General features: G+C 64.6%; 11 protein-coding genes. 2 read left to right on the top strand and 9 right to left on the bottom strand.

What is annotated here, in order from left to right; all coding sequences use genetic code 11:
* Positions 1–87: 87 nt before the first annotated feature.
* On the bottom strand, positions 88–3,138 hold the full coding sequence (locus tag L8G49_RS12190) for a TonB-dependent receptor (protein ID WP_242186017.1): 3,051 nt from the start codon (positions 3,136–3,138) through the stop codon (positions 88–90).
* A gap of 230 nt (positions 3,139–3,368) precedes the next feature.
* Here L8G49_RS12190 and L8G49_RS12185 point away from each other — a divergent pair, with 230 nt between their 5' ends.
* On the top strand, positions 3,369–3,887 hold the full coding sequence (locus L8G49_RS12185) for a hypothetical protein (RefSeq protein ID WP_242186015.1): 519 nt from the start codon (positions 3,369–3,371) through the stop codon (positions 3,885–3,887).
* 149 nt (positions 3,888–4,036) lie between these two features.
* Here the strand turns inward: L8G49_RS12185 and L8G49_RS12180 are convergent, their stop codons facing one another.
* The 4 genes from L8G49_RS12180 to L8G49_RS12165 form a co-directional block, all read right to left on the bottom strand.
* Positions 4,037–4,384 (bottom strand): hypothetical protein, encoded by a 348-nt coding sequence (locus L8G49_RS12180; RefSeq protein WP_242186013.1) that lies wholly within the window; start codon positions 4,382–4,384, stop codon positions 4,037–4,039.
* 12 nt (positions 4,385–4,396) lie between these two features.
* Complete coding sequence (locus L8G49_RS12175; RefSeq protein WP_242186011.1) at positions 4,397–5,863, bottom strand: L,D-transpeptidase family protein; 1,467 nt, start codon at positions 5,861–5,863, stop codon at positions 4,397–4,399.
* A 246-nt stretch (positions 5,864–6,109) separates the two neighbouring features.
* The gene (locus tag L8G49_RS12170; RefSeq protein ID WP_242186009.1) at positions 6,110–8,899 is read right to left on the bottom strand and encodes a hypothetical protein; all 2,790 of its coding nucleotides are present in this window, start codon (positions 8,897–8,899) and stop codon (positions 6,110–6,112) included.
* 93 nt (positions 8,900–8,992) lie between these two features.
* The gene (locus tag L8G49_RS12165; RefSeq protein ID WP_242186007.1) at positions 8,993–9,415 is read right to left on the bottom strand and encodes a flagellar biosynthesis repressor FlbT; all 423 of its coding nucleotides are present in this window, start codon (positions 9,413–9,415) and stop codon (positions 8,993–8,995) included.
* A 251-nt stretch (positions 9,416–9,666) separates the two neighbouring features.
* Here L8G49_RS12165 and L8G49_RS12160 point away from each other — a divergent pair, with 251 nt between their 5' ends.
* Positions 9,667–10,488 (top strand): flagellin, encoded by an 822-nt coding sequence (locus L8G49_RS12160; RefSeq protein ID WP_242138954.1) that lies wholly within the window; start codon positions 9,667–9,669, stop codon positions 10,486–10,488.
* 290 nt (positions 10,489–10,778) lie between these two features.
* Here L8G49_RS12160 and L8G49_RS12155 read toward each other — a convergent pair whose 3' ends face one another.
* From L8G49_RS12155 to L8G49_RS12140, 4 genes are read right to left on the bottom strand one after another with little or no spacing between them, the layout of a single operon-like run.
* Positions 10,779–11,090 (bottom strand): cytochrome C oxidase subunit IV family protein, encoded by a 312-nt coding sequence (locus tag L8G49_RS12155; RefSeq protein WP_242138953.1) that lies wholly within the window; start codon positions 11,088–11,090, stop codon positions 10,779–10,781.
* Positions 11,087–11,710, bottom strand: coding sequence for a cytochrome c oxidase subunit 3 (locus tag L8G49_RS12150; RefSeq protein ID WP_242138952.1), 624 nt, complete (start codon positions 11,708–11,710; stop codon positions 11,087–11,089). Before L8G49_RS12150 ends, L8G49_RS12155 begins: the two co-directional genes overlap by 4 nt.
* Positions 11,707–13,794, bottom strand: coding sequence for a cbb3-type cytochrome c oxidase subunit I (locus L8G49_RS12145; protein ID WP_242186005.1), 2,088 nt, complete (start codon positions 13,792–13,794; stop codon positions 11,707–11,709). Before L8G49_RS12145 ends, L8G49_RS12150 begins: the two co-directional genes overlap by 4 nt.
* Positions 13,791–14,702, bottom strand: a complete 912-nt coding sequence (locus tag L8G49_RS12140; protein ID WP_242186004.1) for a cytochrome ubiquinol oxidase subunit II — start codon at positions 14,700–14,702, stop codon at positions 13,791–13,793. The genes L8G49_RS12145 and L8G49_RS12140 overlap by 4 nt, the downstream gene beginning before the upstream one ends.
* Positions 14,703–14,773 lie beyond the last annotated feature (71 nt).

Below are 14,773 nucleotides of genomic sequence, written 5' to 3'. Positions count from 1 at the left end.
AAACAGAACTCCAGGAACGACGCCCCCGCCCGCATGCGCAGGCGGGGGCGCGAAATGAGCCGGTGTAACACCGGCCCAAAGCATATCTCAGTAACGAACCTTTACGCCGACTGCGAAACGACGGCCGAGCGCGTCGTAGGTCGAGGGATAGGTGTTGCCGCTATTGAACGAGGTCGCACCGATCCCGGTACCGACGATGGGCGGGCCAACGTCGAACAGGTTCTGCACCGACACGGTCATTTCGAAGTTCCGCTTGATGTTGACCCGGCCGGTCAGATCGAAATAGTCAAACGGACGGATGTGTCCGAAGTTGACCGTTTTCCCACCAAGTCCCGTCGCGGCTGCCAAGGTTCCGGTGAACCCTGCAGCTTCCGATCCTTCGGCGATGCTGCGCGGCTCCTGGTTCACCGCATCGATATGGCGCCACAGGAGCGACAGATCGAAGGCGTCGAAGCCGAGCGTGGTACGCTGCGACCATTGGAACTTCGGCAGGATCGAACCACAGTTCAGGCTGTAATAGCCGACGCATTCGCGCGCGCGCCCAGCCACTGAGGTATCGTTCTGGTTCGACTGGAACTGCGACCGGAACGTGTAGTTCCCGTTGAAGCCCAGCGACAGGCGCGCAAAGCCCAGATCCCGATGGTAGTTGACGCTCAAGTCGATACCGTCGGTGAGCAGCTTGCCCTGGTTGGTCAGAACGCCCGAGAGCCCCAGGGTCGTCGCCGGATCACCGTCGAGACCGCCGGTCACCGGGTTACGCCGGATCGCGGTGCAGGAAGCCGAGCCTGCAGCCCCTGCCGCGGGATTGTAGATGTCGCCGCCGAAGCATGCCGCGAGCAGATCGCCCGGCGTTGGCGTCGTAATCGCGTTCTTGATCTTGATATGGTAATAATCGACCGTTGCATTGAAGCCGGAGAAAAAGCTCGGCTGGATGACGACACCGGCGGTGATGCTGTCCGAAGTTTCGGGCTTCACGTTCGGATTGCCACCCGTCGTGATGTTCGCCTGTGCCGCGGTCGGGTTCTGGATGTTGGCGATGTTGCCGGCAGTCGCGCCCTGCGCAAGGCAGACATTGTACAGGTTGCTGCCAACGGCCGGTGCCGCACGGGTGCGGGTACCGTTCGTCGAGAGCGACGCGCATGGATCAAGCGCCAGGCTGGTCAAGCCGGTCGAGACCGGGGTGAACAATTCCCCCAGGTTCGGCGCACGAACCGCCCGTGCGTAGGTCCCCCGGAACTTCAGATCGCGCACCGGCGACCAGGCCAGTTCCCCCTTGTAGGTGGTCGTGTTGAACTTCGGCGCGCCCGGTGCATTCACCGTATAGGCCGAATAACGCGCGCCACCGCGGGCGGTCAGGTCCTTGAAGAAGGCGCGGTCCTGCACCAGCGGGACGACGATTTCGCCGAACCCTTCGTAGACGTGGAAGCTGCCGACGGTGGTCGGAACCGCACCGCCTGCGCCGCCCAGTTCTCCTGGCGTCTGCGCGAGCGAGTCGGCAACGGTCGAGCCGGTGTACTTGCGATATTCGCCGCCAACCGCGAAGCTGATGCCGTCATTCGCGATCGGCGAATGCACGTGAACGTCTCCCGAGACCACCGCCTTCGCCTGCAGCAGCGACGTCTTCGTCACCGTCGACGAAGCACCCGTCAGGTACGGGATCTGTCCCGCGGTGATCGACCCGACGTCACCGAACAGATTGACCGGGACGCATCCGCTTCCAGCCGTGATGCTCGCGCCGCCCGGGGCACCGCCAAGGCAGGTCGTCGTGTTGGTCGCATAAGCAGCCGAGCGAACCCGCGACGTCAGGACATAGCCCTGGAGCGACTGCGAGTTGGACGACTCGCCATAGCCACCCGACACGTCGTAATGGAGGCTGCTGCTAAGATCGCCGCGAACACCGGCGCGATAATCGAAGATTTCCGTGACGTAGTCGCTGACGCGCGAACCGACCTCGGGCATGCGACGCGATACGTTGGTCGTGAACGTGCGGAAATTGGGGTCGGTCGGGCTCGTCGCTGCGGCGGCTGCGGTACATTGCGCCGCAGTCAGCCCGTTCGACGCGCAGAACTGGTTGCGTGCAGCAGCCGGCAGGTACGGGTTGCTATACGGGATGACCAGCGACGATCCGAAGTCACCGGAAGGTGCAATGATCGTCTGCACCGTGTTCTTCGAATACAGCGCACGGGTATAGACCTGGAACGCGTCCGAGATGTCGTAATGCGCCTGCGCAAAGACGTTGTACCGTTTGAAGGGCGTCTGGTAGATATTGTACGGGTTGAAGTTGAACAGCTTGTAGGTCGGCACGAGCGCACCGTTGCCATCGATCTGCTGCGTCGGCGAACCCGGACGCGTAAAGCGCGCTGGCGCCGTGGTGCCCGAGCCGGATGCCGCGCCGGAGAAGGAGTCGATGTTCGAAACCGAATAGGGTCGATCGCCCTGGTACACGGGATCAGCGGTCTGGTAGCCCACCGAGATCGTGGCATTCCCGCGGTCGTCAGCAAAGTTGCCACCGACCGTCAGGTCGGCGCGCTTGTAGGGGCCGTCGCCGCGCTGCGTGATCTGCGATCCGAGCGACAGTTCGACACCGGCGAAATTCTTCTTGGTGACGAAGTTGACGACACCGGCCACGGCATCTGCGCCATAGGTCGTCGATGCACCACCGGTCAGGACGTCGACGCGCTCGATCATCGCCTGCGGAATGTTGTTGAGATCGACCCGACCGACGAGACCCGATGGGGCGATCCGATCGCCGTCCAGCAGGACGATATTGCGGTTCGATCCGAGCCCACGAAGATCAACGAACGATGCGCCACCGTTGCCGTTGTTGACGGCCGAACCGATGCTCGGAACAACGCCCGGAATTTCGCGGAGCGTCTCTTCTGCGGTGTTGGTTTGACGCAGACCGATCTCTTCCGCCGTCGTCGTCAGAACCGGCGTGGTTTGCGACAGGTTCGGATTGCGGATCAGCGATCCCGTGACGACGATGTCGGTATTCTTGTCCGCTGTTTCTGCAGTGTCTGCCGCTTGATCGGTTGCGGCGGGTGGTGGAACGGTCTGCGCTGTCGCCGGGGCCGCCAGGGCCGCGCCGGTAAGAACTGTGGATACCAGCAGTATGTTACGAAATTTCCAATTCGACACGGACGGAGTCCCCCTTACGCTACACTTTACATACTCTCCCGTGATGCGTTGATCGGCGGAACGCTGCCGACCGCACCGCGGCGAGTGACATTTTTGTGATGCCCGCTCAATCCGTTGTAAAGGAACATTGCTGAGACTGGTGCGTTGCGGCGCAGATTGTGACAATTTTGATACAGGTTGTGTTCAGGTTCAGCATTTCACTTTTCGGGCTGTCGCGGTATGGCGCGGACATGACGATGCTGCCCCTTGCCATCCTGCTTGCTTTCCCACAGCCACCCGAGGGCGATCAGCCGCCTTCCCGATTTACAGTCAGCTTGAAGCAGTGCGCGTCGCTGCCTGAAGGACCGGCGCGGCTCACCTGCTACGACCGTGAAGTTGTCGCTTTGTTGACTGCCGTAACGACCCAAGACGTGGTGTTGGTCGATCGTGCCGACGTCCGCTCCGCGCACCGCAAGAGCTTCGGCTTCGACCGTTCGCCTGCGCGAAGTACAGGGAAGTCTGCCAACGACTTACAGGACAAGTCGGATTTCATTCGCCTCGATACAAAGATAACATCCGGCAAATCAGCAGGTTATGGTCGGTGGCGATTTACCGTCAGCGAAGGTAGCATCTGGGAGACGCTCGAGACGAACAGCGGGTTCGACGAGCCCAGGCCCGGCGCATCCGTTACGATCGAACGCAATACGTTGGGCGGTTATTTTGCGCAGATCGGTCGCGGTCGCGCCGTTCGAACCCGGCGAATCGGATAACCGGACGAACGCACACCGCTCGGTCGCAAGCGCGATAGCTCCTGCCACGGCCGGGCGGTGCTGGTACGGCATTCCGCGGCGTCGCGGATGGTAGCGCACGGGTGGAACAGCACGTCCCCGGCGGCATGACCGCCGCGGGGACGGCCTCGTCATTTCTTCTCGGTGGGCTCGGCCGCGGGGGTATCCTCCGCGGAGGGATCGTTGCGCGCGGCGCGCGACGTCATCCCGGTTGCGGACGCATCATCCATCATCTGCGCGTCGGGTGCCGGCGGTGGCGGGGCTGGCGTATCGTCCGCTACGCTCGCATTGGCTGCTTCGGTCGGTTCGGGCTGCGGTGTCGCGGGTTCCGGTGTCGGGGTTGCGCTGTCCTCCGCGGACGGTGTTTCCATTTCAGCGCTATTGTCGGCGGGCATGGGATCATCCGGCGCACCCGAACAAGCGGCCAGATTAAGGGTCAACAGCGCAGCTGCGACGGCGAAAACGTATTTGCGTGTCATCCGATCGTCTCCTCAGCGTGCGGCCAGCGTCTGTGTCTGGCGCGCGGACCGTGCCTCGATCTTGCTCGCGAGCGTTCCGTCCCATTTGTATGGATCGTCCCGGAAACTGACCTGGCCGGCCTGGTTTGCAAACGCCGTCCAGTACAGCAGGTACACCGCGACGGGCGCGGCAAGCCGCGCACGGACCGTCTTTCCGGCGGCGACCGTGTCGTCGATCGTCTGCGCCGACCATTCAGGGGTCGTGCTCATCAGCTGCTTGGCCAGCGCGGCGGGCTTTTCCAGCCGCACGCACCCGTGGCTCGCCAACCGGTCGAACCGCGAAAAACCGGCCTGCGCCGGCGTATCGTGGAGATACACGGCGAAGGGATTGGCGAAATCGAACTTGAACCGCCCGAGCGCGCTATGCTCCGACGCTTGCTGGAGCCGCTTGCTGCCGTCGCCATTGTCGATCACGCGAAAGCCGTTGCGAGCGAGGTAGCCCGGATGCGCCCTTTCCTTGGGGAAGAGTTCCTTGGTCGCAATCGTCGACGGCACGTTCCATGGCGGATTGAGCACGATACTGTGAATCTGCGACACCAGCATCGGGGTCTCGTCCCCCGGCCGCCCGGTCACCGCCTTCATCGACATGATCGGCGAGTCGCCATCGAACAACGTGAGGACGGCAGCGGCGATATTGACCTGAACGCGGTTCTGCTCGAGCACCGGCGGGAGCCAGCGCCAACGCTCCATGTTCGCCTTGATCTGGCCGATCCGCGCGGCAACCGGCACATTCAGCGCGGCAACCGTCTGCGCACCCAATGTCCCGGTCGGGTTCAGCCCATAGCGACGTTGCGCCCGGCGCAACGCTTCGACCAGATCGGCATCGAACCGGTCACCCGTTCCCTTGACGAGCGGATCTTCCAGCGCAAGCCGCTTGCGCAAAGCCGTGACGCGCGGGCCGCTCGATCCGAACACGATATCGGATCCGGCCGCCAGCTGCGACCAGCCACCATTGTCAGCGATCGCACGGTAACGTGCCAATCCTGCGACCAGCGTGTCATATCCGGCGTAGGGCGGCGGCAGCGATGCAATCCACGCGCTCAGCTTGTCCCGGACGATCGCATCGCGCAGCCCCGGCAGAGGATCGTACGCCACCGGGCGCATCGCCCAATCCTTCTGGAAATCCCCTTCGGCAAGGCGCCCGGAATGCACGGCCCGTGCGTGATCGAGCGCTGCGCGGATCAGACCGTCGTTATCGTGCGGAACCGCGGCAGACTGGTCGCTGAGGCCTTGCGCGACGGTGTCCTTGCGGATCAATTCGCCGAGCTGCTTTACCTGCGCTGGGCTGAGGCTTGGCAGTACCGTCTCCGGCGCGATCAACGGTTGCGTGGTCGGCACGGGCGTCGGCAGCAGCGAGACCGGCGGCGGCGTCTGCGCGTGAAGCGGAAGCGGCATCAGGCAGGCGGCGATGGCGGCATATCCCGACAACGCCAAACCCATGCGGGTGAAGGAAGATTCTCTGAAGCGCTGCATAGTCATGACGACGCCTCTAACACGGCATCGGCACGCTCTGCATCGCCTATTTGACCTTTTGTCGAAGCACCGATCAAGATACGCGAATACGCGCCGGCTTTCGTCCGTTGCCGTTTCGAAAATGGTGCCCACGCATAGACTTGGCCGACGATCGCGAGAAGCGTTGTCCGACCCGACAGGGCGCCGTCCACCCGGATCAGCAAAAGGACGCAGTCACCGGTTCAGGCCAAAGACGGTCAGCGTTAGATCCGGGGTCGTCGAGGTGGTCGCGGCACTGCTCGCGATCCGGTCGAGCGCAGCCTGATAGCTTGCCGCCTGGGCATTGGCGCGGGCCACCGCAGCCTTGCTCGTGGTCCCCGACCCGCCATCCGCAAGCGCCGCCTTCGTCGAGTCCCAATATAGCGAGCGATAGCCGGTCTGCGTGATCGACATCGCCTGCTTTACCGCGTTCAGCGCAATGCCCGCATCCTGCGCCGACGCAAGCGACAATGCGGTCGAAAGCCCGAGCCCAAACTGCCCGCCCGGCGCAACCTTGGGCGCGCTGGCGGATCGTACCGGCGGCTGCGACAGGACCTGTGCGTCGATCCCCAGCTTGGCCAGCGCATCCTGTCCCGGAGGCCCTGCGATCAACGCGATCGTCGCACCGCCCCGCGCGGTGATCTGGAACGCGCGCCCGTCGCCCTTGATCGTACTGGTGACGGTTGCCTTTCCGCCCGTCAGCGAGCCGACGCGGCTGGCGAGCGACGCCACGGTATCGCTTGCCCCGATCGTCAACTGGATCGCAGGGCCGTGGTTGATGCTGATCGAGACGCTGTCCCCGACGCGGACGCTCGTCTGGGCAACGAGATTGGCCGAGACGTCCGGCGTCACGACACCCCGATGGAGCCCGAGCGCGTCGAGGATCGTGGCACCACCGGGATCCGTGGCCAGCCGTACCGGGCCAACCTGCGATCCGGCGGTGCCAAATTGCGCGACGCTCGCCACCGCCCCGGTCGCCAGGTCGATCCGTCCGACAAACCCATCGACCTTGCCCTGCTGTGCCGTACCGAGCGTCCCGGTCGTTCGGCCTCCGACGTACAAGGCATCACCGAGAAACCCGATGCTATCGACCTGATCGTCGCCCGCGGTGGCGAGGTAGGTCGTTGCGACCTGTCCGAAATCTGCGCTGATCCGCGTAACGAACCCGTCGCGCCCTCCCCCGGGCGCGTTGACCTGATCACCGGCGACGGGATCCAGCGTGGCTCCCCCGACGGCGATCATCCCATCCGCCCCCACCGCAAGCGCGCGGCCCTGCGCGGCTCCAAGCGCTACATCGGCCGATTGTGGATCGAGCGTCACGGCATCCAGGCGCTGCAGCACCGTCGCGGATCCCTGCTGCGTCAACGCCAGCACTTGACCGTCCTTGTCGAGCGCCAATGCGGTCACCCGATCGTCGCCGCCGCTGTCGACCGTGCGGGACGCGGCAATCCTGCCGGTAGGATCGAAGCGGGCGAAATAGGCGTTGCCGCCACCGCCTGCGGTCCGGCCCCCCAGAAAGATCGTCCCGTCGCCGGCCACCGCAACCGCGCTCGCGGTATCGGACGTGGATGCCCGCACCGTCTGGGAGAACAGTTCGTCCCCGTTTGTGGCGTAGCGCGCGACCATCATCGCGCTGCCGTTGCCCGTCGGGCTCGCCCCGTCCGACACGGTCCCGGCGATCACGACCCCACCCCCGGGCGCAAGCGCGAGCGCTGCCCCCTGGGACGCGCCCGCTCTTCCTAGTTCGCGCTGCCAAACGACATTGCCCGCGCTGTCCCGTTTCGAAAGGAACATGGTCGGGTTGCCGTTGGACAGCGCACTACCGAGATCGCCCTGCGTGGTACCGACGACATAACTGAAGCCGTCCGGATCGACGATCACGGCGCCTCCGGTCGTCGTCGCGGCGACAGGAGCTGGCGGTGCCGGCGGAGGTAGCTTCCTGCCGGCGGAAGCGGCGCTTGCGGGCGGCGGCCGCAACGCGGCGGTCGCGCTCGCCAGTCGATCGGTTGCCGCGATCGTCCCGGATAGTCGCGGTGCCAGATGCTCCACCGGATCATCAACGCGCAGCACCTGAATGCTTGGCGGAGCGGTGGCGGACGTAACATCCGAAGCGACCACCAGCGTCGAGGGCGCGCCGGGCTGATCGATCGCGATCCGTTCGTTTCCGGTCCGGTCGATCGTGAGGCCCCAGGCGTTCCCGGTCTTGGTGACACGGACCTGCACGTTCCAGCGCGGCACGACCGCACCGTCCGCGCCATATTGGATCGTCCCGTCCGTCGCGCGGGCCGGGACAGCGGCGATTGCGCTGGTAATGGCCGTGGCGATGCCGTCCAGCGTCGGCGGCTGCGCTGCCTGCGACAGATCCACGTCGACAACATCTTTTGCATCACCTTGCGACAGGGTGACGCGCAGCCGTTCGGTCCCGGTAACGCCAGACAGTGGCGCGGTCCGGTCGGCCACGACACCCTTGCCGACGATCGCGGGAAGCACGGGGGGGCCTCCGATCGCGATACTCTCCGCGCGGGTGTGCGGTTGGTCGAACGCAAGTTGCAGCTGGTCGCCGAGCGTCGATCCGAGATAGGCCTGCAGGTCTTTCAGCCCCTGCCCGAAGCTCTGCTGCAAACTTCTGCGCTGCGCATCGTTCGTACCGCTGCTCGCGGCGGCCTGCGCGAGCACGCGCAACCGGTCGAGCGCTTTGTAGGTGGTGAAGTCGGTCTGTACGTCGTGCGGCAGGGTCCCGGTCCCGACGCTGGCGTCGACGATCGTCTTCAACCCCTGGACGGCCGCCACCGAAGGTGATTGCGTTCGGGCCTGGGTCCATGGCGCTGTCGTCGCTGGGGTCTTGAACTGGGCATGCGCCTTGCGCTGCGCCGCGGTTTCGACGGCTGCGGTAGTCGATGTCGCGGTTGCGCCGTAAGTAGCGAATTCATTGGTTCGCGTCAGGATGCTGAGGCCCGCAAGGCTGTTGGAGACGTCCGCGGCCATGGATGGTCACTCCGGGTGGAAGCCCTTCTGGGTCACATTTCCTTTTAGACGGTGATCCGGCCCCCGGTCGCGTCGATCGCTTTTATGCGATCCCTAAAGCGCCGGCTCGGTATCCCGGCAGGAGTCCGCGCAGCGCTCCAGCGCCGCCATTTCGTAGGCGATCAGGTCACGACAATCGCCCAGCGCCCGGTAGAAATCGGCGGATGCGATATGCCGCGCGAAGCTGACGGCCATTGCTCTGGCCGTCTCGGACTGGATCGCATTGAGCAGGTCATGCAGCAGTAGCAGGACCTGATCCTGGTAGCGATCGCGCCCCGGCTCGTCGATGTACGCCATCATCGCGGCGAAGTAGAGCCTGCGCGCCGGAGTATTGGCATGCTCCGGCGCCATGATCTCGCGCTCCCGCAAGACCGCCGCATGGTTTTCGATCGCGAGCCGCGTACGCCCCAACGCGACCAGTACCGCGCCGTTGACGATGACCTTCTCGCCTTCCCGCAACCAGATTTTCAGCGCCACGACATCCCTCCTGCATCCATCGCCATCATAGCGGGGGGCCAACCGCGCCGGTCGGGACCCGGAAAAATTTGCCTAGCGTGTCCCTTCCGAGCGCGAGGCAATCGTTAACCGCGAAATATTCCGTGCCGTGAAACCGGGGCCCCGGTCGCTTTCTACAAAGGATGCATGCCCCGCCTGTCGCGGAGCAACGCCCGGGTCAGCGCACTGACCCCGGCTGCAGAAGCAGTCGCCTTTTGAGAAGGACTATCTCCATGGTTATGTCGGTCAATACGAACACCGCCGCCCTCACCGCGCTGCAGAATCTGAGCATGACGAGCACCGAGCTCGCCGCGACCCAGAAGCGGATCAGCACGGGTCTCAAGGTCTCCTCGACCAAGGATGATTCGGCTTCCTACACCATCGCGCAGACGCTGCGCGGCGACGTCGGCAAGCTTGCATCGGTCGGGTCCTCGCTGAGCCGCGCCAAGAGCACGGTCGACGTGGCGGTTGCAGGGACGCAGCAGATTTCCGACCTCGTCAACCAGATGGCCGCCAAGGCCACGTCGGCGTCGGATGCCGGGCTCGACACCAATAGCCGTACCGCGATGGGCAAGGATTTCGACGCGCTCAAGCAGCAGATCCAGTCCATCATCGACTCGTCGAGCTTCAATGGCACCAACCTGCTCAAGGGCAGCGGCGGCAGCGTCAGCGCGCTGCAGTCGACGGACACGACTGCCGCGACCCTCGACGTCGCCAACCAGGACTTCGACACCGGCGTGGTCACCGCGATCGGCACGACCTTCACCGATGCCGCAACGGCAAAGACGATGGTCGACACGCTGAAGACGGTATCGGGCACGATCAACACCAGCCTCAGCACGCTGGGGTCGGCGTCGCGCAAGATCGACGGTCAGTCGAGCTTCGTGAGCAGCCTGTCGGACGTGATCACCAGCGGCATCGGCAACCTGGTCGACGCCGATCTGTCGAAGGAATCGGCAAACCTGCAGGCGTTGCAGGTCAAGCAGCAGCTTGGCGTGCAGGCTCTGTCGATCGCCAACCAGGCGCCGCAGAGCATCACCTCGCTGTTCCGCTAAGACTACCGAACCCGACGCCGGACCTGCGGGTCCGGTGCCGGGACCAGAGCTCGTCGCTACCTAACCCCCTCGGGTGGCGACGATGCGACAGGGGCCGGCCGGTGCGCTCCCTTGGCCTATCCGGTCCCTGTCCTTCCCTGTTGGCCGAGCCTACCAACAGGGCGTGCGTCACATCGCGCGCTTCCCCGCGAAAGTGGCAGCACGCCGCGCGCTACGTTCGAGCTTCCCCGTTGCGCTCGCGGGTGCCGGTCTTTCGCCGGGCATGAAGCGGTAACGAGAACGCCCCGCAGCTACATCATGCGCCCGCGCAGGTTCATCAGCAGCACGAGCGTCCCTCCGACCATCATCACGATGATGAGCGTCGAGAAGAGGATCAGTTGCAGGTCATGCCGAGAGGCGCGCTGCATCGTGATGTGCAGGAAACACCGGAAGTGCACGATCGCCTGCACCAGCGCGAGCCCCAGCACGATCGCGAACGTCGTCCCCGCCGGGAAAGCGGGCCACACCACCGCCGCGAACGCCGCCCCGGTCAGCGCAAGTGCAAGCAGATAGCCGATGCCGTAGGTCAGCAATTCGCCGCGCCGTTCGTCCGCGTTCTTCATGCGCCGTGCCCGCCCAGATAGACGATCGAGAAAATGGCGATCCACACCACGTCGAGAAAATGCCAGAACAGCCCCAGCCGCAGCAGGTTGAGCTTCACCCGCCGGTCGAGCCCGAGCACGCCGACCTGGACGATCATCACGACCAGCCAGAAGCATCCCGCCAGCACGTGCAACCCGTGCAGCGGCACCAGAGCGAAAAAGGCCGACAGGAAGCCGCTGCGCATCGGATAGGCGCCATCCGCGAACATGTCCGCGAAGTCCTTGAGTTCGAACGCGAGAAAGGCCAGTCCCAGTCCCAGCGTCACGAACAGCCACAAAAACAGGCTGCGGCGTGGCTCGTCATATTTCATGGCGATCGAGGCGCGGCCGAAGGTGACGCTGCTGGTCAGCAGCAACAGCGTCTCGATGAACGTCGGCAGCAGCTTGAACTCGGAGGCCGCCGTCGGGCCGCCAGCGGTCGCCAGCGTCATCGTGCCGTAGGTCGCGAACAGCAGCGCGAAGATCACGGCATCGCTCATCAGGAAGATCCAGAAGCCGAACAGCGCGGTGTCTTCCTCGTCGTCGTCCAGCTGTTCGGCATCGGCCGCTGCGGCGTGGTTCGGCATCGCGCGCTCGCTCATGACTGCGCCAACCCTTCGTTCGCATCGGTCATCTCGTGTTGCCGTGGCACCGCCCGGGCCGCAGCCAGCGCTGCCCGCCAGCGCCGATCCTCCGCCTCGACGGCAGCTGCCGGCAGGGTGCGATGCTGGTTGCGACCGAAACTGCGTACGACCAGCGCGCCCACCATCGCCGCCAGACCGACGACAGCCAACCACCAGATGTGCCAGATGACCCCGAACGCCGCCGCCGCGCCGCACAGACCGATCGCCACCCCCGTCGCGCTGTTCCGCGGCATCACGATATCCTCGTAATATGCGGGGGCGGCATAGGGCGGTGCCTGCCCATCGGCATGCTTGCGCCGATAGAAGATGTCGCGGCCCTCGACTTGCGGGACGCGCGCGAAATTATACTCGGGCGGCGGCGAGGCGATCGACCATTCGAGCGTCCGGCCGTCCCACGGATCCCCCGCGAAGACGCGCGTATGCGCGCGGTTGCGGATGCTGACGATCAGTTGGACGAACAGGGACGCCAAGGCGCAGAACAGGACCCCTGCCCCGCCTAGCGCAACGTATAGCCATGGCCGGAACGACGGATCGAAGATCTCGTGCGTCCGTCGCGCCATGCCGCTCGCGCCCAGCACGTACAGCGGCATGAACGCGAGATAGAAACCGACCACCCAGCAGGTAAAGGCAATCCGCCCCCAACGCTCGTCCAGGCGAAACCCGAACGCCTTGGGGAACCAGTAGTGATATCCTGCCAGCATCCCGTAAAGCAGCCCTGGGATCAGCATGTTATGGAAGTGCGCCACCAGAAACAACGTGTTGTGCACGAGATAGTCCAGCGGCGGCATCGCCAGCAGGATCCCGGTGAACCCGCCCAGGACGAACGTCATCATGAACGCGAGGGCATACAGCATCGGCACCGTGAACCGCACCTCGCCGCGGAACATCGTCCAGATCCAGTCGTAGATCTTGACCCCGGTCGGCACGCCGATCGTCATCGTCGCGATGCCGAACACGGCGTTGAGATTGGCGCTCTGCCCCATGGTGAAGAAGTGGTGGACCCAGACGGTGAAGCTCAGCACCGCGATCGCCATCGTCGCGAGCACGAGCGAGGTGTAGCCGTAGAGGTCCTTGGTCGAGAAGGTCGACACCACCTCGGAATAGACACCGAATGCGGGCAGAATCAGGATGTAGACCTCGGGATGGCCGAACAGCCAGAACAAATTGGCATAGTTCATCATGTTCCCGCCGAGATCGTTGGTGAACATGTGGAACCCCAGATAGCGGTCGAGCGCGAGCAGCGCGGTCGCGACGGTCAGCGGCGGCATGGCGAAGATCATCAGGATCGCGGTGCACAGGCTGGTCCAGCAGAACAGCGGCATCGCCATGAACGCCATGCCCGGCGCGCGTTGCTTGTAGAGCGTGCAGGCGATGTTGATGCCCGCCATGGTCGATCCGATCGAGCCGAGCGACACCGCCCAGATCCAGTAATCGGGTCCGACATCGGGGCTGAATGCAAGCTCGGTAAAGGGCGGATAGCCGGTCCATCCGCCGGTCGAGAACTGCCCGACCACCAGCGATGCCATCATCAGCCCCGCGCCCCCGCCGGTCAGCCACAAGGCGACCGAATTGGCCCAGGGAAACGCCATGTCGCGCGCCCCGATCTGGAGCGGCATCACGTAGTTGATCAACCCGGTCAGGAACGGCATCGCCATGAAGAAGATCATGATCGATCCGTGCGTGCTGAACAGCTCGCCGAAATGGTCGGGCGTGAGGAAGCCGGGATTGTTGATCGCGACGGCCTGCTGTCCGCGCATCAGCATTGCCTCAACCAGCGCCCGCGACAGCATCACGAAGGCGAGCACGATGTACATGATGCCGATCTTCTTGTGGTCGAGGCTGGTCAGCCACTCCGACCAAAGATAGCGCCATTTGCCGTAGCGGGTCAGCAACAGGGCAACGACGACGGCCCCGACGACGACCAGCCCGCCGGCAAACGCGCCGATCAGTTCGCTGGCACTGGGGTTTTCGACCGCCCGCACGAACGGCAGGTCGCGCCATTCGAACCGACCGAGCAGAAGCGGCCAGACAGGGGTATTCATCGTGCGTCCTTCGCCAATTCCGCCGCATGCGCGGTCATTGCGGCATGCGCCCCACCGGAGGTTTCGGTCAGCACGCGCTGGAACAGCCCCGGCACGACCGCGCCGAAGAAGCGTGGGTGCGGTGCGACCATCCGTTGCGACATCGTGTGCCATGCCGCCTGGTCGAGGATTGCGGGCGCACGATGCACCCGGCCGAGCCACGCCTGATAGTCCGCTCCCGACAGCGCCAGCACGGTAAACTTCTGCCGCGCAAAACCCGCGCCGTTATATTGCGTGTTCTGCCCGAGATATCGGCCCGGCCGCGACGCAGCGATGTTGAGCTCGGTGGTCATCCCAGCCATGGCGTAGATCTGCCCGGAAAGTTGCGGGATCAGCAGCGACTGCATCACCGTTCCGCTGGTCAGCCGGATGTGCATCGGGCGCCCGACCGGGAGTGCCAGCTGATTGACCGTCGCGAAGCCCTCGTCGGGATAGATGAACAGCCATTTCCAGTCGAGCGCGACCGCTTTGACCTCGATCGGCGGACCACCCGCAAGCTTGCGATACGGATCGTCGAGGTGAGTCCAGTTCCACAACAACACCGCAAGGCCGATCACGATGCCGATTGGCGGGATCCAGATCAGGCCCTCGACCCACCAGGAGAAGTTCCAGTTCGGCCGATACGCGTCGTCGGCATTGCCGAGCCGGTAATGCCAGGCAAACAACGGAACCAGCAGCAGCACCGGGCCCGCGACGAACACCAGCACGGCGGACACGATGAAGAAGAGGTGCCGTTCCTCCGTCGCAACCGGCCCAGCGGCATTGAGGAAACCGTGATCGAGCGCGCTGCAGCCACACAAGGCCAACAACAGCACCATCGGTGCCAGGCGTGCCGCCACGGGCACGCGGACATGGTGGCGGCGGATCATCTACGCGTATTCCCTCGTCGCCGGGCACCCTGCCCGGGAACATGCGTGCTCTTGCGCCATCCGACGCGGCA

The sequence above is a fragment of the Sphingomonas sp. CARO-RG-8B-R24-01 genome (assembly GCF_022662295.1).
Lineage (GTDB): Bacteria > Pseudomonadota > Alphaproteobacteria > Sphingomonadales > Sphingomonadaceae > Sphingomonas.
The sequence above is the reverse complement of the archived record's forward strand: the minus strand, read 5'-3'. Positions and strand labels throughout refer to the sequence as shown.

What these genes read in the sequence shown, in the direction of transcription:
- L8G49_RS12175 (WP_242186011.1), bottom strand. Translation starts at nt 5,863, where the DNA reads ATGGGTTTGGCGTTGTCGGGATATGCCGCCATCGCCGCCTGCCTGATG.
- L8G49_RS12180 (WP_242186013.1), bottom strand. Translation starts at nt 4,384, where the DNA reads ATGACACGCAAATACGTTTTCGCCGTCGCAGCTGCGCTGTTGACCCTT.
- L8G49_RS12170 (WP_242186009.1), bottom strand. Translation starts at nt 8,899, where the DNA reads ATGGCCGCGGACGTCTCCAACAGCCTTGCGGGCCTCAGCATCCTGACG.
- L8G49_RS12145 (WP_242186005.1), bottom strand. Translation starts at nt 13,794, where the DNA reads ATGAATACCCCTGTCTGGCCGCTTCTGCTCGGTCGGTTCGAATGGCGC.
- L8G49_RS12160 (WP_242138954.1), top strand. Translation starts at nt 9,667, where the DNA reads ATGGTTATGTCGGTCAATACGAACACCGCCGCCCTCACCGCGCTGCAG.
- L8G49_RS12140 (WP_242186004.1), bottom strand. Translation starts at nt 14,702, where the DNA reads ATGATCCGCCGCCACCATGTCCGCGTGCCCGTGGCGGCACGCCTGGCA.
- L8G49_RS12155 (WP_242138953.1), bottom strand. Translation starts at nt 11,090, where the DNA reads ATGAAGAACGCGGACGAACGGCGCGGCGAATTGCTGACCTACGGCATC.
- L8G49_RS12185 (WP_242186015.1), top strand. Translation starts at nt 3,369, where the DNA reads ATGACGATGCTGCCCCTTGCCATCCTGCTTGCTTTCCCACAGCCACCC.
- L8G49_RS12150 (WP_242138952.1), bottom strand. Translation starts at nt 11,710, where the DNA reads ATGAGCGAGCGCGCGATGCCGAACCACGCCGCAGCGGCCGATGCCGAA.